The organism is Bartonella sp. A1379B, from assembly GCF_002022485.1.
GTDB lineage: Bacteria > Pseudomonadota > Alphaproteobacteria > Rhizobiales > Rhizobiaceae > Bartonella > Bartonella rochalimae.
In genome coordinates this window covers 551,695-572,011 of the sequence record NZ_CP019780.1, presented here as the reverse complement: position 1 = coordinate 572,011, position 20,317 = coordinate 551,695, and the positions used below count along the sequence as shown (strand labels likewise).

The window sequence follows — 20,317 nt, the reverse complement described above, 5'->3', positions numbered from 1 at the left end:
AACCTCAAGCAGTTTTACTGATAATATCAGCATACCCATTTTGCTCTAAATACAATGCTAAAGATTTATCGCCACTTTTAATAATACGACCTTTATAAAGAACATGCACTGTATCAGGCGTAATATAATCAAGCAGACGTTGATAATGAGTAATAACCAAAAATGAACGTTCTTGATTACGCAATTTGTTAACACCATCTGCAACAATTTTTAAAGCATCAATATCTAAACCAGAATCCGTTTCATCTAAAATGCAAAGTTTTGGTTCAAGCAGAGCCATTTGAAGAATTTCAGTACGTTTTTTTTCTCCACCTGAAAAACCAACATTCAGTGAACGTTTAAGCATAGCCATATCTATTTCAAGTTCAGAAGCGGTTTTCTTAACATACTGAATAAATTCAGAAATTTTAAGTTCTTTGTCACCTCGAGTTTTACGTTGAGAATTTATTGCAACTTTTAAAAATTCCATTGTTGCAACACCAGGTATTTCCATTGGATATTGAAATGCTAAAAAAATACCGCTTACTGCACGCTCTGTTGGACTCATTCCTAAAATTGATTGTCCATTATAAAGAATATCACCTTCTGTTACTTCATAGTCATCACGACCAGAAAGCAAATAAGATAAAGTAGATTTTCCTGCTCCATTTTGCCCCATAATAGCAGCGACTTCACCATCTTGAATGGTCAAATTTAAACCACAAATGATTTCTGTATTAGTTTCAGAAATACGGGCGTGCAAATTTTTTATTTCTAACATAGCTTAATCCTGTTTTTGCTGTATTTTATGCAATGCGCAATTAGCCTACGCTGCCTTCTAAACTAATGCCAATTAGTTTCTGCGCTTCAACAGCAAATTCCATTGGTAATTTTTGAATAACTTCTTTTACAAATCCATTAACGATTAATGCAATTGCTTCTTCCTCAGGAATCCCCCGTTGCATAACATAAAAAAGTTGATCGTCAGAGATCTTTGATGTCGTTGCCTCATGTTCAAACTGAGCTGTTGCATTTTTTGCTTCAATATAAGGTACTGTGTGAGCACCGCAATCATTACCAATTAACAAACTATCGCATTGAGTAAAATTACGTGCATTCTTAGCTTTTTTATGTGCAGTAACTTGTCCACGATAAGTATTATTCGAAAAACCAGCAGAAATACCCTTTGAGATAATACGACTTGATGTATTTTCTCCTAAATGGATCATTTTTGTACCGGAATCAATTTGCTGGTGACCATTTGCAACAGCAATAGAATAAAACTCTCCGCGTGAATTATTACCCCGTAATAAACAAGATGGATATTTCCAAGTAATCGCAGAACCTGTTTCAATTTGTGTCCACGAAATTTTGGAATTATCTCCTCTACAATCCCCTCGTTTAGTTACAAAATTATAAATTCCCCCCTTTCCTTCCTTATCACCAGGATACCAATTTTGTACTGTTGAATATTTAATTTCTGCATTTTTTAGAGCGATAAGCTCGACAACAGCTGCATGCAACTGATTTTCATCACGCTGGGGCGCAGTACACCCTTCCAAATAAGAGACATACGAATCTTCATCTGCAATAATCAATGTTCGCTCAAATTGTCCTGTATTGCGTTCATTAATCCTAAAATAGGTTGAGAGTTCCATAGGACAACGCACTCCTTTGGGAATATAAACAAATGAGCCATCCGTGAAGACAGCAGCATTTAAGGCAGCGTAATAATTATCACCAGCTGGTACAACTGCTCCTAAATATTCCTGAATAAAAGCAGGATGCTCAGTGATAGCCTCTGAAATAGAACAAAAAATGACGCCGGCACGTGCTAATTCTTCTTTAAATGTTGTTACAACTGAAACAGAATCAAAAACAGCATCAACAGCTACTTGTCCTGATGCGTAGATATTATCATCAGATGTAGAAAGATCCGTCTGTTTTTTTACTCCAGCTAAAATTTCCTGCTCTTTTAAGGAAATACCAAGTTTTTCATAAGTTGCTAATAACTCAGGATCAACCTCATCTAAAGATTTTGGTCCCGTATGATTTTTAGGAGCAGCGTAATAATAAAGTTCTTGAAAATTAATTTTTGGATATTTAATTCGTGCCCAACGAGGTACTTCCATTTTAGACCACCGGCGAAAAGCTTTCAAACGCCATGTCAACATCCATTCAGGTTCACATTTTTTAGCGGAAATAAATCGAATAATATCTTCATTTAGCCCTTTTGGAGCCTTATCTACTTCAATATTCGTTTCAAAACCATATTTATATTGATCAACGTCTATTTCACTTACCTGGCGTATTGTTTCCTGCACTGCCGGCATCGGTTTTCTCCATTTTTTTCGGTGTCAAAAACCGGTGATAAATGGTAAATATCTTATTTACTTCACAAAATAAAAATAGGTGACTTTAATATGCAAAATAGGAAAATTCCAATCAAGCTTACTCCATTTTTTAAGAATAATGCTTAATTTCTTAATTGATTAATGCTGCCTTTTGTTACCTATAATTTGAGCAAAAATCAATAAAAAATCATCAATATCTTTAGAAGTTGTACAACGTCCTGTTGAAACACGGATCGCACCATTTGATATATGATATCCCATTGCTTCCAAAACTTTGCTTTGTTTTACTTTTCCTGAAGAACAAGCAGAACCTGCTGATACAGAAAATCCCGCTAAATCAAGACCAATTTGCATTGTTTCAGCTTTTATACCCCGTACAGTAAAATAAGTAGTATTTGGCAAACGTTGAACGTTCTTACCAAAAATTATAACATCATGACTAATTTTTAGTAAACCATCTTCCAATTTGTTACGTAAATAGATTAATTTTTTTATTTCTTCTTGAGTAAAACAATTTTCCATTGCTGCTCCAAAAGAAGCAATAAGCGGTAAAGCTTCTGTCCCTCCACGGTGTCCTTTTTCTTGTCCACCAGCAGTAATAAGAGGAGAAGGCATAAGAAGATCTCCACATGAAACAAATGCACCAACCCCTTTAGGTCCTCCAATTTTATGAGCTGATAGTATAAAAAAGTCACCTCCAAAATGATTAATATCAATGGGATATTTATCTATATATTGAACTAAATCAACAATGAGAGTACCTCCAGCATCCCGAACAATAGACGCTATTTCTTGAATGTTTTGGATAACACCAGTTTCGCTATTAGCAGCTTGAATAGCGATAAGCGGTAAACCTTTCGCTTTATCATGTTCTATTAATAAAGATTTTAACTTATCCTGCTGGATCAAACCATGCTGATCAACATCAATTATACTAATCAATTCTTTAGAAAAACGCCCTCCCTCTGCAATGGACGGGTGCTCACTCGCACCAATGTACAGATGCGAAAACTGCACTTCAGACCTTCCAATATGATAAAAAGGTGTCAACAGAGTCATCGCTGCTTCACTAGCACCAGATGTAAATACAACATTATCTGGATTTGCCTTAAGTCTATCAGCAATTTGTCTACGGGATTTCTGTAAAAGTGCTTTAGCAGCACGCCCTTCCGTATGAACAGATGATGGATTACCAAATATCTCTAAAGATTCTAATAATGCCATTCGTGCCATTTTTGTGAGCGGTGTCGTTGCATTATGATCAAGATACCGGCGTTTTACAGCCATTTTAAATCCTAATTATCTATCCCACAAATTGATTTAAAAAAAATAATGCAATTTTCTTGAAAAACGCCTTCAAAAAAGGATATCTAGTAATTAATTAAAGAAAATACCTAAACAAGGTGGATTTTATTGTAAAATTCGACCAAGGTCAATGAAAACATTCATAGCTTTTAAGGAGCATTTAATGCCAGAAATCATTTTTAATGGTCCCACAGGTCGTCTTGAAGGACGTTATCAACCTTCTCAACAAAAAAATGCACCAATTGCGATTGTTCTACATCCTCATCCTCAATTCGGTGGAACAATGAATAATAAAATTGTTTATGATTTATTTTATATGTTTCAACAACGTGGTTTTACTACACTGCGTTTCAATTTTCGTGGCATTGGTCGAAGTCAAGGAGAATTTGATTATGGTATAGGCGAACTTTCAGATGCTGCCGCTGCTCTTGATTGGGTGCAAACACAGCATCCTAATTCTAAAAACTGTTGGGTAGCTGGTTATTCGTTTGGTGCTTGGATTGGAATGCAACTTCTCATGCGCAGACCTGAAATTGAGAGCTTCATATCAGTTGCTCCACAACCAAATATTTATGATTTTTCATTTCTTGCTCCTTGTCCTTCATCCGGCTTAATCATTCACGGTGATATCGACAAAGTCGCGCCTTCGAAAGATGTTCAAAATCTTGTCGATAAACTAAAAATGCAAAAAGGAATTACTATTACACAAGAAATCCTAAAAGGAGCTAACCACTTTTTTAGTGGATATAATGAAGAACTTATTGAACGATGTGGACAATATTTAGATAGGCATATTGCAAGTAACTTATCAACTCTTTCTCCACGTAAAATACCTGCACTTTTAAAATAATAGATTATTTCTTTAATATCTCGAATATCTTTTAAACAATAATTAAACAATAGGATGACGAGCAAGAAAATCGATAACACCTTTTTTATAAACTTTATCTCCAACAGCAAGCATATGATCACGCCCAGGAATTTGTAGTGCCTCACCATGTGGCAATAAAGCCACTAATGGCTCAGCTTCACCACTAATTTCATCTAATGAACCAACTGCAACGAGTGCAGGCTGCTTAATTTTATAAATTTCATGCTCTGTTAATTCTTGTTTTGATGTCATGATGCAAGCAGCAAGAGCACGTCTATCGCTCTTAGTTTGTTCTGCAAATTTACGGAACATCAAACCACGAGGATCAGTAATTGCTGAAACATCTTTTTCTAAAAGAGCTTGAGCAACAGGCTCCCAATCACCTGCCCCCGTTACCATACCAATTCCTAAACCACCAAAAATAACACTATGCACATATGTCGGATACAAAAGAGCCATAAATGCGCTAATTCGAGCTCCCATAGAATATCCCATAACATGGGCCTTGGATAACTCTAAATGTTGAAGCAATTTAACCGCATCACTAGCCATAGCTTGAGGTGTATAAAATAAAGGATCATAGATCTTATCCGAATCACCATGGCCACGATTATCAAAAGCAATAACACGATAGCCTGCCGCAATGAGAGTACGAAACCAACCTGTTGCATACCAATTTATAAGCGCAGAAGATCCAAAACCATGAATCAATAAAATAGGAGCACCCTGTCCTTCTTCACAGTAAGCAAAACGCAAACCATCATGTTCAAAAAAGCGAATCTCTTCTGCTATCATAGTTTATCACTTTCACATTTCTCATAAATAACAGGATGCATCACACATTGACCCTGCTGTATCTTTTTATCAGCAACCTCACCGGCATTAAGTTCTATAGCAAAAGCTGCAGGTACTTTTGACGAAATTATATTTTTTGAAAATGGAAGAGTATTTTCAACAATTGAAACAATAACTCCCTTTGAATTTAAAAAAATTATATCTAAAGGTAAAGATGTATGAGACATCCACATAAACATTTCTTGTTTATCTTCTGGCATACTACCAAGAAAATTCTTGAATAACATAGCACGATTACGAGGAAAATCAGTACGATACATCAAACCAGCGCTCGCTTGAGTTTGTAAAAATGCAATCTCTACCTCATAAAAAATCGCATTCTGTTCCGTATTAATTATTAAAAAATTTGGATCAGTAGGAATCTCTATAGGCTTTCCTGCTATAACAGCACTTGAAATATTAGCGCATAAAAATAGAATAAATTGAATAATTTGTTTCCTCTTTAAGAATTTCAAAACTCTTATCCTACATCATTACTATTTTTCTTTAAGATAAATTACACAACTTAAAAAACAGAGATGATATTTTTCCTTAATAACATTAGAAATTTAATTTGTAACAAATGGAAGCGCTATATCAGGATAAATTTCTGCTGTCATCAAGCCCTTTTCCCCCTTACCAAAACGCACAAGGACAACCTGACCAGAACGGAGTTCCGCTAAACCAAAACGACGTAATGTCTCCATATGAATGAAAATATCCTCTGTTCCTTGCCCCCGGCTAAGAAAACCAAATCCTTTTTCGCGATTAAACCACTTAACAATTGCACGCTCTAAACCACTTTCAGGAGTTACCACAACATGTGTACGCACTGGAATTTCTGAAGGATGAGTAGCTGATGAGCAGTCAATAGACTTAACTTGGATACATTTTAGCCCTCTCTCTGTTTGTTTTACAACACAAATAACTTTAGCTCCTTCTAAAGCTGTTTGAAAACCATCTCGCCGCATCACTGTCACATGCAATAATATATCAGGAAGACCGGGAAGATCAGGAATAATAAATCCGTATCCCTTGCTGCCATCAAACCATTTAATGACACCACTAATTTCAATAATTTCACCACAAATATCGAGACCATCTTCAGATGGAGAATAATCTTTTAATGTATCCTTACTTGTCATAACCAAACGTGATCCTGTAGGTTTGAATTCTACAAATTGATTCTTCTGCGTAAGTAAACATTGTAGTTACATTAACAAGCAAGACCAAAGATAAGATTTCCCCATATTGTCGTATCTACTTCGTAATGTCAGCTCATAAATCATAAAATTTCATCCAAGAAGGTTTACACACATAAATAAATATAATGGTAATCTCGAAGACTTTTTGCACACACTCGTACACACTGATCAATTTTATAAGATGTATAACTTGCATGATAATAAAGTTCAAGATAATGTATACAATTTATAATAAAAATTATAACTGACAATAAGGAAAAGTGCGTAATGCAATTGAGAAAGATCCTTACCGTAGCTTTTATAATAAGTGCATTTCTGACAAATGCCTCTGCAGAAAATCCTATTAAAATTGGTGTTTATCTTCCATTAACTGGACAAAATGCGTTTGGAGGAAAACTTGAACTCGATGGTATACAATTAGCACATAAAAAAAATCCAGAAATACTAGGACGCAAAGTTGAGCTGATTGTTATTGATAATAAATCTGATAAAGTAGAATCAGTCAATGCTGTCGCGCATTTAACCGCTAATGACAAAGTTAATGGAATCATTGGAACCTATGGTTCTTCACTGTCATTAGCAGGTGGAGAAGTATCTGAAAAAGCAAAAACACCTACTATCGCAACTTCATCAACAAATGCACTGGTTACACAAGGCAAAAAGTATTATTTTCGTGCATGCTTCACTGACTCTTATCAAGCTATAGGTGCTGCAACTTATGCAACCCAAATTTTACATGCCAAAAAGGCAGCTATCTTAAAAGATATATCTAACGATTATGCAATTGGTCTTGCACGTTACTTTACCAGTTCATTCAAAAAGTTAGGCGGTGAAATTATCTCAAATTTAAATTATAACTCTGGAGACCAAGATTTCTCAGCCGCTCTTATACAAATCATAGCACAAAAACCTGATATCTTATTCATCCCATCTTATTTTGCTGAAGGTGCCATAATTATAAAGCAAGCACGTGAATTGGGGGCAAAATTTCGCATTATGGGTGGAGATGCTATGGATAATCCAGAAACTATTGCCATTGCAGGACTAGCTGCAGAAGGATTTTTGCATACAACACTTCCTTACAATGAAGCTATACCAAACATGTCAAAAGCCGCACAAGAATTTACAAATCAATGGAAAACTGCTTATCCCAATAAACAACCAAATATCAATTCAGTTTTGGGGTACACAGCATATATGATGTTTATGCAAGCCATTGAAAATGCTGGCAGTGCTGATCGTGAGCAAATTACAGCTGAATTGAGTAAATTAAAAGATTTTCAAACCCCTTTTGGAACTATATCCATAGATGAAAATCATAATCCTCAAGCTTCTATTGGTATAATTGAAATAAAAAATGGAAAGCGTATTTATTTACACGAAATACAGTTTACTGACTTACAAAAAACAATGCAAACTAATAAATTGCTCAATTAAAATTATAAGCTTAGTTAATGTATTCCAAGATTAAATTATTTAGAGCTATCATATTTCATATTAATACATAAGGAATAAGAGATGAGCACTGAAATGTTCATTCAATATCTCTTTAATGCGCTGACATTAGGATCACTTTATGGGCTTATTGCAATCGGTTATACCATGGTTTATGGTGTTCTGAGGTTGATTAATTTTGCTCATGGTGATCTCATAATGTTGGGAGCATATTTTTTTTCCTTTTCTACAATTAGCTTTATGCCTACATGGGTTGCTATTTTACTTATATTGTTCTCAGTTTTTATTTATTATTCAATCTTTATTGGATTTCAGAAACAACAAAAAGTTTATTGGATTTCTATCTTTTTTATTCTTGTTTCAGGACTTATTTATTACTCACAAATTTCTCTGCAAGATTTTAAACCCGTTTGGATTTTAGCTATTTGTTTTTCCATTTTTATTACCGGTGCAGTGGGAATTTTTGTTGATCAGTTAGCCTATAAACCTTTGCGTAACGCTCCACGTATTTCAGTGCTTATCAGCGCGATTGGCATTTCTTTTCTTACTGAAAGTCTTGCAATCATGTTTTTTAGCAGCATTCCAAAAGCTGTAAAACAACCAGATTTTCTTGTAACACCAATCTTATGGTCTTTCGGACAGGATGCAAAGAGTATCATTCGAATTGCTCCCATGTCTCTCATCGTTCCTATTGTTTCATTCATTCTTGTTATTGTTTTATTATGGATAATCAACAAAACAAAGCCTGGTCTTGCTATGCGTGCAATATCATATGATATTGAAACAACTCGTTTAATGGGTGTTTCTGTTAATAAGATTATTGCATTTACATTTTGTATAGGTTCTGCATTAGGTGCCATAGCGGGTATTATGTGGTCTTTACGTTATCCTCAAATTCATCCTTATATGGGTTTGCTTCCTGGATTAAAAGCTTTTATTGCAGCTGTTATTGGAGGTATAGGCTCAATTCCAGGAGCAATGCTTGGAGGCTTACTATTAGGATTTATTGAAATTATGGTTGTTGCCTTCTCTCCAACTTTATCTGGATATAGAGATGCCTTTGCTTTTATCCTCTTGATTCTTATCTTATTAATAATGCCAACTGGTTTAATGGGTAAGAAAAACCAGGAGAAAATTTAATGACAAAATCATTAAACATTTTTCTATCATTTGTTAGCATTATAATTTTTATTAGCTTTTTATTTTATGCTGATAACTATTTTAATGACTATACACTGCGTATTATTAATCTTATCGCTATCAATGCAATATTAGCAATTTCACTCAATTTGATTTATGGATTTACAGGGATGTTTTCCCTAGGACATGCTGGTTTTATGGCTATTGGTGCTTATGTATGCGCAATTTTTCTTCTCTCTCCTGAACAAAAAGAAATGATGTGGATTTTAGAACCGATAGCTGAACCCTTAAAAAATTTGCAACTATCGTTTTTTGTTTCTGTGATTATAAGCGGATTATCTGCTGCAATTATAGGTTTGCTAATCGCTTTCCCTATTTTACGCCTTGGTGGTGATTATCTTGGAATTGCAACACTAGGCTTTGCAGAAATTATTCGTGTTGTCATTATCAATGCTATACCTTTAACAAATGGTTCATTAGGAATCAAAGGAATACCTCAATATGCTACGTTATGGTGGAATTTTGGGTGGTTAGCATTTACAATAATTTTCATTACTCTTTTATTACAAAGCAATACAGGTAATGTTTTACGTGCTATTCGCGATGATGAAATCGCTGCGAAAATAATGGGAGTAAATACTTTTTTCTATCGCTGTTTTTCTTTTACGGTTGGTGCATTTTTTGCAGGTATTGGTGGTGCATTAACCGCCGCTCTTATTTCAACTATCGATCCCAAAATGTTCAATTTTATCCTAACCTTTAATATTTTAATGATTGTTGTGGCTGGTGGTCTTGGTTCTATTACAGGAAGCGTTATAAGCAGCATTATTATTACAATAATGCTTGAGTGGCTTCGTATCGTTGAAAATCCATTAAATCTAGGCTTTATAAATATTCCGGGATTACCAGGCCTACGAATGGTTATTTTTTCAATTATATTGCTGGCAATTATCTTATACTGGCAAAAAGGGTTATTAGGCCAACGTGAACTTTCATGGAATTGGATTTCCAATCTTTTAATAAGAAGAAATCTTTTCAAAATGAGAAAAAATCATGAATAGTACGATTCTCTCACTCAATAATCTTACAATGCATTTCGGTGGATTAATTGCTGTAAACAATGTTAATATGGCTATTAAACGAGGAACAATTACTGGATTAATTGGTCCAAATGGTGCCGGAAAAACAACTATTTTTAATATGATTTCTGGTTTTTATGCGCCAACAAATGGAGAAATTCTTTTAGATAATAAAAAAATCTGTGGCCTCCCACCTTATACTATCTGCAAGCTCCATATTGCACGAACGTTTCAAAACATACGCCTTTTTTCAGGATTAACAGTCTTACAAAATATTATGGTAGGTGCTCATATTCGACAGAAACAACCATGGTTTAATGCAGCTTTATTATTACCAAGTGCGCTTAAAGAGAAAAGACAAATTCATAACAATGCAATGGAACTTCTTAAAAAGCTTCAGCTTGATCATCTCGCTCATCAAAAAGCAACCACCCTCTCCTATGGAGCACAACGACGCTTAGAAATTGCTCGAGCTTTAGCAACAAAACCAAAACTGCTTCTTCTTGATGAACCCGCAGCCGGTATGAATCCACAAGAAAGCGATGAATTAAGGCAATTTATAGAAAAAATCAAAAAAGAATTTGATCTTACAATCCTTTTGATTGAACATGATATGAAAGTTGTTATGAAGCTTTGTCAATATATTTGTGTATTAGAATATGGTCGTTGTATTGCTAATGGCACACCCAATGAAATACGCAATAATCCTAGAGTTATTAAAGCTTATCTCGGTGAAGATATATCATGAATATTCTTGAAATAAAAAATCTTCATGTTCATTATGGTGCAATTAAAGCTGTTCAAGACCTTTCTATGTCTATAAAAAAAGGCAGTATAGTTACTCTAATTGGAGCGAATGGAGCTGGTAAAAGCAGCACTGTACATTCTATTGTAGGCCTCAATCGATCGATTCACGGAGAAATTATATATAAAGGCAAATCTATCATAAAAAAACAACCGGAAGAAATTTTACGATTAGGTATTGCCTTAACGCCTGAAGGAAGACGTATTATACCTCACTTTACTGTTTTAGAAAATCTTCAGCTAGGCGCTTATATCTGTAATGATAAAACTGTTGTTACTCGCAATATCGAATGGATATTTGATTTATTTCCACGCTTGCGTGAAAGATCTCAGCAACTGAGCGGTACAATGTCAGGCGGTGAACAACAAATGTTAGCCGTAGGTCGCACCCTTATGAGTAATCCCGATATAGTTATATTAGATGAGCCATCTCTCGGTTTAGCGCCCCTTCTCGTACGTGAAATCTTTTCGATTATAAAGAAAATTAATGATATGGGGAAAACTGTTCTTCTTATTGAACAAAATGCATCTGCAGCACTTTCCATTGCTAATTATGCTTATATTTTAGAAGTAGGAAAAATATTATTTCACGATGAAGCTAAAGCTTTGCTTTCCGATCCACGTGTCAAAGATGCATATCTTGGCAATTAAAAATTACAGTGCCTATTCCTTATTATTTAACTCTAATGATTATGAAGTTAATTAAAAGCTTCTTTTTGTTCATAACTCATTAGAAATAGCTTTAAAACGAATAAGTTTCATATATTTAATTGTTATTTATAATTAGTTTTATTAGCATTAAAATTATAAACTATATCTTTTATGTCCACCATTTTTCAGCATTTAATGTTCCTGCTGCTTGTTCTATAATATATGCTATTTTAAAAATCACTTCCTCAGAAAAAGATCTACCTATTAATTGTAATCCTAGAGGCAAACCATCTAATGATAAACCTGCAGGAACAGAAATCCCTGGTAAGCCAGCCATATTAACTGGCACAGTAAAAATATCATTAAGATACATGGCTATTGTATCATTCTTTATTTTTTCATCTGCAATACTAAAAGCGGATGTTGGCGTTGCAGGAGTTAGGATAGCATCAATACCAAGCCCAAAACAATGATCAAAATCACGTTTAATTAAAGTTCGTACTTTCTGAGCTTTAAGATAATAAGCATCATAATACCCCGCAGAGAGAACATAAGTTCCAATCAAAATACGCCGTCTGACTTCATCACCAAAGCCAGCTGAACGGGTATTTTCATACATTTCAATGACATCTTTTCCTGGTATACGAAGCCCAAAACGAACACCATCATAACGTGCTAAATTAGAAGATGCTTCAGCAGGAGCTAAAATATAATAAGTAGGCAAAGCATACTTTGTATGAGGTAAAGAAATATCAATAATCTCTGCTCCTGCATCTTTTAGCCAATTCATTCCTTTTTGCCAAAGATCAACAATTTCTTCAGACATCCCTTCAATATAATATTCTTTTGGGATACCAATTTTCATTCCTTTGATCGATTGACCAAGATAGCTTTCATAATCAGGTACTGGTAAATCAACTGAAGTTGAATCCTTACTATCAAAGGAAGCCATTGATTTTAACATAATTGCACAATCACGCACATCTCGTCCAATAGGTCCCGCTTGATCCAGTGATGAGGCATAAGCTATCATCCCCCAACGCGAACACCGACCATAAGTTGGTTTTATCCCTACAGTGCCAGTAAAAGCTGCTGGCTGACGTATTGATCCACCAGTATCAGTTGCTGTTGCTCCCGCACAAAGATGAGCTGCCACAGCAGCAGCAGAACCTCCTGATGAACCACCAGGCACAAGCTTCTCATCTGATTCTTTTTTTCGCCATGGATTAATAGTTGGGCCATAACATGATGTTTTATTAGATGATCCCATAGCAAACTCATCCATATTCAGCTTACCTAACATAACTGCTCCATCTTTCCATAAATTAGCAGTTACAGTTGATTCATATTTTGGTTTAAAACCGTCTAAAATATATGAACAAGCCTGAGTATGTATATCTTGTGTTGCAAAGAGATCCTTAATTCCCAGTGGAATACCTTCTAAAATGCCAGCCTTTCCTTTCGCTAAACGGATATCGGATTCAACTGCCATTTTTGTTGCTTGTTCTGCAGTTATTGCTACATAAGCATTCAGAATTGGATTAGCCAATTCAATTGCTTTCAAATAAGCTTCTGTTAGTTCAATTGCTTTCAAGTCTCCCTTTTTTAAAGCATCACGAGCTTGTGCAATTGTTAAGGTTATCAAATCGGTCATGTTGATTCTCGAGTTTTAAAATATAAAAAATTATTCGACTACTTTTGGAACAAGAAAAAGATTTTCTTCTGCTAAAGGCGCATTTGCTATAATATCCACAACCTTATTACCATCCGTAACCTCATCCTCACGTTTTCGTAACGTCATTGGAATTACTGATGTTAGTGGCTCAACTCCATCAACATCAACTTCGTCAAGTTGTTTTACAAAATCTAAAACGGTATTAAACTCCTCTGTTATACGTTCAACTTCATCATTATGGATAGCAATACGTGCTAATTTTGCCACCCGCTTGACTGTTTTACTCTCAACAGACATATTATACCTTCCTACTTGATTTACTCTAATATTATTAGCCTATTCATTTTTTGGCTATACAAGTCTACATCTATAAGCGCAAGAATATTGATATTTACACCCCAATTTTTATAGCAACTAACGAAAATATTAGATACTCTAAGCATATAAACATGGCCATTATCAGCATAAATGAAGTTATGACACATCTTTCACTTGGGCAGACAATAGCAAGCTTAGATTTGGGTACCAAAACAATTGGAATTGCTATTTCTGATATTAGTTTAACATTTTCAAATCCGCGACCTGTTATTTATCGAAAAAAATTCACATTAGATGCTCTCACGCTTATACAGATTTTTAACAATGAAAATGTAGGGGCTATTATCATTGGCTTACCTCTTAATATGAATGGAAGCAATGGCCCACGTGTTCAAGCAACTAAAACTTTTGTTAGTAATATGGCAACATATACAGAAATTCCTTTTGTTTTTTGGGATGAACGATTATCAACAATCGCTGCAGAACGTCTTCTTTTAGAAATGGATATGTCACGCTCTAAGAGAAAATCACGTATTGATTCAGCTGCTGCTGCTTTCATTTTACAAGGTGCTCTCGATAGAATTAAGACTCTGCCATCAAATAGTAGGATAGAGAATATCTAATAATTGCGTTGGATTATATCGTGCAATCAACATACCATAAGATGATCTCCATTGTCCTCCAAGACGGCTTTCCATGTAAGCATTTACAATATATTCTACTTCTGTATAACGTAACGCAGCACTAGCAGATGCATATGCCATCTGCTCAACAAAAAACCTACCAGCTCCCTCATTCGTTGAAGCCATATTCACAGCGGATTTAATAATCTCAATCGCTCGTGGACCAGCTTGTCCAATATCAGCTGCAATTTTTTCTAATAATTGCTGAAATAATCCAGGTGCTTTATCTCCTATAAGAATTGCATCCCTTACCAATTGATTCATACCACTATTTTTAACTATTCGTGCAGGACTATCACGCAATATTTGCAACAAGGGATTACTATCCGTAAAACTCTCTATACCAACCTGCGCAATAATTTCACCAACAATTGGAATCACTAATTGACTAACATGACAAGCAATAATAGGTGTCATAATTCTTGCAAAAGCTGCCTCAGAACGATTATCTACAGCATTATCAAATGCTCGGGCTAAACGCATAACCAATGCTTGCGAAGCAGCTATATCAAGTGCAATATCAGCAAAAATACGCTCTGTTAATGGTGGAAAGGGTTGATTTGGCATTTTCTTCCGAAGAAAATCTATACTAAATTGAAGTGCAGACCGCAAAACACCTGCAGATATTATAGCTTGATCGAAACGCATCATCGTTTCGATATCCTTAATCACCTTAGCCCCTTCTCCTACGTTACCCAAAAGCCAACCACAACAACCTCGGAATTCAATAACTCCCTCTGGAGCTGAACATTCTCCAGACCGCTGAATTAAATAACGAATTAATATAGTACCATTTAATAAGCCATTTTCTTGCAACCGTGGAATTAAAAAGCAGCTTAAAAGGCCATCTATCTCTGCGCTTACAATATATCCGTCAGCCATCGGATTAACAACATTGGTTTTTATAATGTTTAAACGGTATAGATCACGCCCCATTTTCTCATCAAAAGAAATCCTTTGAACAGCTGGAAAATTGAAAGTATATTTCTCACTTTCCTCAATATTATCAAAAGCACAAGTCAGTGAGGCGCCTGTTTTATTATCAATAGGCTTAGAAGATAAATCATACTGACGTGATAAAAGTGCATCTTGCCATTTTTTAAATAGTTCAATATCACCAATTAAAACTGCAATAGCAGCACTTGCTACAGTGATCTCATTCAAATGTCCTGTTTCCAAACCGGCCAATAAAGCCAAGCGAATAGCACGCGCCTGATAACGTACTCCATTCTCTGAAGTCGCACTTTCCCAAAGCGAAGAAACTAAACCTGCTTGTCTAGAATACCTCTGAAGAGTATGATAAGAAGGATGAATATCTAATTCTTCTTTTGACTGTTTCCATCGATTATTATAGTGCAACCGGGGCCGGTGGCTGTTAGCTAAACGTGCAAGATCCCACGCCTCATCACTAGCCACAAAAGTTCCTATTTCCTCAAAGCTTGCCAACAAGGAAGTAGGTAAAGTAGACGCAATACGAAACATAAGCGTATCACTAAGAAATGCATTTTTTCGCTGTAAATTCTGCGTGAATACAACATTCATATAGTATATTCCTATTATTAGAATCACTCACATCATAGACTATTTGCCTTTTTACAGCTAAAAACATTTATTATATTTAAACAAATGCTGATTTACGCTCTTTAGAGATCTATAGAAAAGAATACTATGACTCATAATACTACTTTTCCAATTTTTCCTCACCGACATCTTTTAGGGATTAAACACCTCACTGTACAAGACATTAATATATTACTTGATCGCGCAGATGAGAACGTACTTCTTTCCAAGAAAATTAATAAAAAACAATCTATATTGCATGGGTATACACAAATTAATCTCTTCTTTGAAGCTTCCACAAGAACTCAATCTTCGTTTGAATTAGCTGGCAAACGATTAGGGGCAGACGTGATGAACATGGCTATTAGTAATTCGTCTGTAAAAAAAGGAGAAACATTAATTGACACAGCCACAACTCTTAATGCTATGAAACCTGATATACTCGTTGTTCGCCATAGCTGTGCTGGAACTGCAGCGCTTTTAGCACAAAAAGTTGATTGTTGCGTAGTTAATGCAGGTGATGGTGCACATGAACACCCAACACAAGCTTTATTAGATGCTCTAACCATTAGAAGAATAAAAGGTCATATTGAAGGATTAACTGTCGCAATTTGTGGTGATATTTTACATTCACGCGTCGCCCGTTCTAATATTATCAGCCTCAATGCTTTAGGAGCTCGTGTTCGTGCTGTTGCCCCATCAACACTTCTCCCTCCTGGAATCTCAAATATGAGTGTTGAAGTATTTAATACAATGAAAGAAGGTCTAAAAGGTGCTGATGTTATCGTGATGCTACGCTTACAACGCGAGCGTATGACAAGTGCTTTTATCCCTTCTATTCGTGAATATTTCCATTATTTTGGTTTGCATAAAGAAAATTTAGCGTATGCTAAAAATGATTGCATTATCATGCACCCTGGCCCAATAAACCGTGGTGTAGAAATTGCTTCTGATATAGCAGATAGTACACAAAGTATGATTCACACACAAGTAGAAATGGGTATTGCTGTGCGCATGGCGGTCATGGAGGCTTTATTAGATTTGCGCCATAACTGGAGTAAAGAAAAGAAATGACAAAACCAATAGTTTTTCAAAACGCCCGCATTGTTGATCCTTCACGCGCAATTGATGAAATCGGTACAGTTATCATTGAAAATGGACTGATTGTAGCCGCTGGAAAAGAAGCTTTGAATCAAGGAATACCAGAAGGAGCAGAAACCATTGATGCACAAGATAAAGCAATTCTTCCTGGACTTGTTGATGCTCAAGTCTTTATCGGAGAACCAGGAGCTGAATACCCTGAAACTATTGCTTCAGCAAGTCAATCTGCAGCAGCCGGTGGTATTACCTCATTTCTTATGATGCCTGATACACAGACGATAATTGATAATGTAGCTCTTATTAAATTTATTACATGCACAGCGCATGAAACGTCATTAGTTAATATTTATCCAGTTGCTGCTATCACGCAAGGTCTGCAAGGACAAAAAATCACTGAATTTGGTTTATTGAAAGATGCAGGAGCAGTTGCCTTTAGTGAAGGAAAAAAGACACTCCAAAATTCAGCTGTGATGCGGCGGGCAATGATTTATGCACGTGATTTCGATATTGCATTGATTCATGAAACACAAGACCACGATCTTTCTGATCAAGGCGTTATGAATGAAGGTTTATTAGCGAGTTGGCTTGGTTTTTCTGGAATTCCGCGTGAGGCAGAAGTCATTCCACTCGAAAGAGACTTACGGCTAGCTATTCTAACACAAACACGTTACCACGCAGCACAGATATCGACAGCTATGTCTGCTGACGCTATTCGTTTAGCAAAACAAAATAGTGAAAAAATTTCAGCTGGTGTATCTATTAATCACTTATCTTTAAATGAAAATGATATTGGTGAATATCGTACTTTTTTCCGCTTAATGCCCCCATTACGTGCAGAAGAAGATCGTATAGCAATGATTAAAGCAATAAAAGATAGGACAATAGATATTATTTCTTCTTCTCACAATCCTCAAAGCATTGATAGAAAACGCTTGCCATTTCAAGAGGCTGCGCCAGGTGCTATTGGCATGGAAACTTTATTAAGTGCGGCTTTACGCCTTTATCACAATGAAACTGTACCTCTTGTACGATTAGTTGAACTTTTATCAACAGCACCTGCAAAACTCTTTGGTCTCAATGCTGGAACGCTTATGAAAGGCGCTCATGCAGATCTTATTTTGGTTGATTTAGATGAGCCATGGGTCTTATCTGTAGATACGCTACATTCACGTTCAAAAAATACTCCCTTCGAAAATGCTCGTTTTCAGGGACGTGTTCTTCAAACTTTTGTAAAGGGACAATCAGTATTTAAAATTAATCAGCAAAGCAAATGAGATTCTTAATGAGTGAAGTAGAAACACTTTTGCAATTCAATACATGTCTTATTTTCCTGATATCTTATCTCATTGGTTCTGTACCATTTGGATTACTTTTTACAAAATTTTATAAACTTGGCGATATAAGAACAATTGGTTCTGGAAATATCGGAGCGACAAATGTTTTACGAACAGGAAATAAAAAAATCGCAACTCTTACTCTTCTATGCGATATATTAAAAGGCACTTTTGTTATTTGGGTGACAAAATTTCTATTTCCTACTGTAGAAATTGCTCTTCTGGCTGGATTTTTAGCTTTCTTAGGGCATATTTATCCCATATGGCTTAAATTCAAAGGAGGTAAAGGAGTTGCAACTTATCTAGGTGTCTGCTTAGGTTTTGATTGGTTAGCAGCTCTTATTTTTATTATTGTCTGGATAGGAGCGTTTATATTAACGCGCTATTCTTCATTTTCTGCACTTGCGGCTGTAATTATTACTCCAATTTTTATTTACTATCATTCCCCTTCTTTCTATGTTGCTTGCATAGTAATAATAATGAGCATACTCGTTATTATAAAACATCATACTAATATTCGCAGATTATTAGCAGGGGAAGAAAATAAAATTGATACCACAAATAGGAATAAATAAAGGAATTTTGCTTACTGATCAGCAACGATTAAATTGGTTGCGGTTATTACGCAGCGAAAATATTGGAGCAGTTACTTTTCGTAATTTGATTGACCATTATAAAACAGCAGAAAATGCTCTTGCTATGCTTCCTGAGCTTAGTAAAAATGGAGGGCTTCGTAAACCTATTCGAATCGCGACATTAGATGATGCCGAAAAAGAAATGCAACAAGCTGAAAAACAAGGTATTAGGTTTATCGGTATAGGAGAACCAGATTATCCACCATTTCTCAAAATAGTAGAAGCATCACCTCCACTTATTGCCATAAAAGGTGATTGCTCGATTTTTCAAAAACCTTCTGTTGGGATTGTTGGTTCTCGAAATGCCTCTGCAGTCGGCAAAAAATTAACTAATCAGTTTGCTCATTTTATTGGTAATGCTGGTTTTACGATTATTTCTGGACTTGCACGTGGAATTGATAGCACTGCTCATCAAGCAAGTTTGCTAACAGGCACAGTTGCAGTTATGGCTGGTGGTATTGATCACATTTACCCTCCCGAAAATCAAAAACTCTATGATGATATTCTTGCTAATGGTGGAGCAATTATTAGTGAAATGCCCATTGGTTGGAAAGCCCGTGCTATCGACTTCTCAAGAAGAAATCGTATTATTGCAGCTCTATCGCTTGGTCTTTTAGTGGTAGAAGCGGCCATGCGATCAGGCTCCTTAATTACAGCACGCCAAGCTGTTGAAATGGGACGATTGATTTTCGCTATTCCAGGTTCTCCACTTGATCCAAGAGCAATTGGTACAAATAATCTTATTAAAGAAGGTGCTTTGCTGGTTACACATCCCTCTGATATTATAGAAACACTCACACCATTAACATCGAATACAACCGATCCTCAACTTAGCTTTTTTGAAGAAACATATTCAATTCAATTTCCACAAGAAAATACTAGTCCCCCTAAGCAAATAACGAATGAGACTTCTTTGATTGGAGATGATATAGAACGTGAAGCTGTCCTTTCTGCTCTATCAAGCACTCCAATTGATTTAGATACACTCAGCATTTATTCAGGTGTTTCGTTACAAAAACTCTACCTCTTGTTAATTGAACTGGATCTTGCTGGAAAGCTTATTCGGCACTCTGGCGGTTACGTATCATTGTCGACTTAGGATCTTCTCCAAGAGCCTCAGAACTATTAATAATGCTTTGCCCCTCTTCAGCTGCCATATCCAAAAGCAATGCTAAAAGTGGACTATGAGCTTGACGTGCCATCTGGCTCATTTGTTTTGACATATCTGTAATATAGTGGATAATCTTTAAGTGATTTATAAACATAATCTTTTATCCTTGAGCATTCTCCCCACCTCTCAATAGATGTTATCTTAGTATTTTGCCGTATGCTTT

At 35.7% G+C, this 20,317-nt stretch carries 21 protein-coding genes; 11 read left to right on the top strand and 10 right to left on the bottom strand.

The annotated features are described in order from the left end of the window. Positions 1-4: 4 nt before the first annotated feature. The 3 genes from sufC to BA1379B_RS02425 form a co-directional block, all read right to left on the bottom strand. Positions 5-760 (bottom strand): Fe-S cluster assembly ATPase SufC, encoded by a 756-nt coding sequence (gene sufC / locus BA1379B_RS02435; RefSeq protein WP_078673733.1) that lies wholly within the window; start codon positions 758-760, stop codon positions 5-7. Between the two features lie 40 nt (positions 761-800). Continuing rightward, on the bottom strand, positions 801-2,312 hold the full coding sequence (gene sufB / locus BA1379B_RS02430) for a Fe-S cluster assembly protein SufB (RefSeq protein WP_078673732.1): 1,512 nt from the start codon (positions 2,310-2,312) through the stop codon (positions 801-803). A gap of 159 nt (positions 2,313-2,471) precedes the next feature. Continuing rightward, a complete protein-coding gene (locus BA1379B_RS02425; protein WP_078673731.1) occupies positions 2,472-3,620 on the bottom strand; it encodes a cysteine desulfurase family protein in 1,149 nt (382 codons plus the stop codon). 181 nt (positions 3,621-3,801) lie between these two features. On the opposite strand from BA1379B_RS02425, the gene BA1379B_RS02420 reads away from it, so the two are divergent. Next, positions 3,802-4,488 (top strand): alpha/beta hydrolase, encoded by a 687-nt coding sequence (locus BA1379B_RS02420; protein ID WP_078673730.1) that lies wholly within the window; start codon positions 3,802-3,804, stop codon positions 4,486-4,488. Between the two features lie 42 nt (positions 4,489-4,530). Here the strand turns inward: BA1379B_RS02420 and BA1379B_RS02415 are convergent, their stop codons facing one another. The 3 genes from BA1379B_RS02415 to BA1379B_RS02405 all read right to left on the bottom strand — a co-directional run bounded on the left by BA1379B_RS02415 (position 4,531) and on the right by BA1379B_RS02405 (position 6,488). Next, entirely contained in the window at positions 4,531-5,304 is a 774-nt protein-coding gene (locus BA1379B_RS02415) for an alpha/beta fold hydrolase (RefSeq protein WP_078692350.1), read from the bottom strand. Continuing rightward, a complete protein-coding gene (locus BA1379B_RS02410) occupies positions 5,301-5,819 on the bottom strand; it encodes a DUF192 domain-containing protein (RefSeq protein ID WP_236829070.1) in 519 nt (172 codons plus the stop codon). Before BA1379B_RS02410 ends, BA1379B_RS02415 begins: the two co-directional genes overlap by 4 nt. 93 nt (positions 5,820-5,912) lie before the next feature. Further along, positions 5,913-6,488, bottom strand: a complete 576-nt coding sequence (locus BA1379B_RS02405; RefSeq protein WP_035005879.1) for a cold-shock protein — start codon at positions 6,486-6,488, stop codon at positions 5,913-5,915. A 327-nt stretch (positions 6,489-6,815) separates the two neighbouring features. Between BA1379B_RS02405 and BA1379B_RS02400 the strand changes: the two genes are divergently transcribed. From BA1379B_RS02400 to BA1379B_RS02380, 5 genes are all read left to right on the top strand, one after another. Beyond that, positions 6,816-7,985 (top strand): ABC transporter substrate-binding protein, encoded by a 1,170-nt coding sequence (locus tag BA1379B_RS02400; protein WP_078673729.1) that lies wholly within the window; start codon positions 6,816-6,818, stop codon positions 7,983-7,985. 81 nt (positions 7,986-8,066) lie between these two features. Beyond that, entirely contained in the window at positions 8,067-9,143 is a 1,077-nt protein-coding gene (locus tag BA1379B_RS02395; protein WP_078692349.1) for a branched-chain amino acid ABC transporter permease, read from the top strand. Continuing rightward, positions 9,143-10,204: a branched-chain amino acid ABC transporter permease gene (locus BA1379B_RS02390; RefSeq protein WP_078692348.1), complete on the top strand. Its 1,062-nt coding sequence runs from the start codon at positions 9,143-9,145 to the stop codon at positions 10,202-10,204. Before BA1379B_RS02395 ends, BA1379B_RS02390 begins: the two co-directional genes overlap by 1 nt. Next, on the top strand, positions 10,197-10,970 hold the full coding sequence (locus BA1379B_RS02385) for an ABC transporter ATP-binding protein (protein ID WP_035005883.1): 774 nt from the start codon (positions 10,197-10,199) through the stop codon (positions 10,968-10,970). The genes BA1379B_RS02390 and BA1379B_RS02385 overlap by 8 nt, the downstream gene beginning before the upstream one ends. Then, entirely contained in the window at positions 10,967-11,677 is a 711-nt protein-coding gene (locus BA1379B_RS02380; RefSeq protein WP_035005884.1) for an ABC transporter ATP-binding protein, read from the top strand. The genes BA1379B_RS02385 and BA1379B_RS02380 overlap by 4 nt, the downstream gene beginning before the upstream one ends. A gap of 169 nt (positions 11,678-11,846) precedes the next feature. Here the strand turns inward: BA1379B_RS02380 and gatA are convergent, their stop codons facing one another. Further along, entirely contained in the window at positions 11,847-13,331 is a 1,485-nt protein-coding gene (gene gatA / locus BA1379B_RS02375) for an Asp-tRNA(Asn)/Glu-tRNA(Gln) amidotransferase subunit GatA (RefSeq protein ID WP_035005886.1), read from the bottom strand. A gap of 30 nt (positions 13,332-13,361) precedes the next feature. Next, complete coding sequence (gatC, locus tag BA1379B_RS02370) at positions 13,362-13,649, bottom strand: Asp-tRNA(Asn)/Glu-tRNA(Gln) amidotransferase subunit GatC (RefSeq protein ID WP_035005887.1); 288 nt, start codon at positions 13,647-13,649, stop codon at positions 13,362-13,364. Positions 13,650-13,801: 152 nt separating this feature from the next. Here gatC and ruvX point away from each other — a divergent pair, with 152 nt between their 5' ends. Further along, the gene (gene ruvX / locus BA1379B_RS02365) at positions 13,802-14,293 is read left to right on the top strand and encodes a Holliday junction resolvase RuvX (protein ID WP_035005889.1); all 492 of its coding nucleotides are present in this window, start codon (positions 13,802-13,804) and stop codon (positions 14,291-14,293) included. On the opposite strand, the gene BA1379B_RS02360 is transcribed toward ruvX, so the two are convergent. After that, positions 14,267-15,895 carry an acyl-CoA dehydrogenase family protein gene (locus BA1379B_RS02360; protein WP_078692347.1) on the bottom strand — a complete coding sequence of 543 codons (1,629 nt, stop codon included), beginning with the start codon at positions 15,893-15,895 and terminating at the stop codon, positions 14,267-14,269. The genes ruvX and BA1379B_RS02360 overlap by 27 nt on opposite strands. Before the next feature lie 126 nt (positions 15,896-16,021). Between BA1379B_RS02360 and BA1379B_RS02355 the strand changes: the two genes are divergently transcribed. The 4 genes from BA1379B_RS02355 to dprA are packed head-to-tail and all read left to right on the top strand — an operon-like array spanning position 16,022 to position 20,082. Further along, the gene (locus BA1379B_RS02355) at positions 16,022-16,987 is read left to right on the top strand and encodes an aspartate carbamoyltransferase catalytic subunit (protein WP_078692346.1); all 966 of its coding nucleotides are present in this window, start codon (positions 16,022-16,024) and stop codon (positions 16,985-16,987) included. After that, on the top strand, positions 16,984-18,288 hold the full coding sequence (locus BA1379B_RS02350) for a dihydroorotase (protein WP_078688522.1): 1,305 nt from the start codon (positions 16,984-16,986) through the stop codon (positions 18,286-18,288). Before BA1379B_RS02355 ends, BA1379B_RS02350 begins: the two co-directional genes overlap by 4 nt. 8 nt (positions 18,289-18,296) lie before the next feature. Continuing rightward, entirely contained in the window at positions 18,297-18,923 is a 627-nt protein-coding gene (gene plsY / locus BA1379B_RS02345; RefSeq protein ID WP_035005896.1) for a glycerol-3-phosphate 1-O-acyltransferase PlsY, read from the top strand. Further along, entirely contained in the window at positions 18,901-20,082 is a 1,182-nt protein-coding gene (gene dprA / locus BA1379B_RS02340) for a DNA-processing protein DprA (RefSeq protein ID WP_371441552.1), read from the top strand. The genes plsY and dprA overlap by 23 nt, the downstream gene beginning before the upstream one ends. Here the strand turns inward: dprA and BA1379B_RS02335 are convergent. After that, the gene (locus BA1379B_RS02335) at positions 20,042-20,248 is read right to left on the bottom strand and encodes a hypothetical protein (RefSeq protein ID WP_035005898.1); all 207 of its coding nucleotides are present in this window, start codon (positions 20,246-20,248) and stop codon (positions 20,042-20,044) included. The genes dprA and BA1379B_RS02335 overlap by 41 nt on opposite strands. Positions 20,249-20,317: the final 69 nt, after the last annotated feature.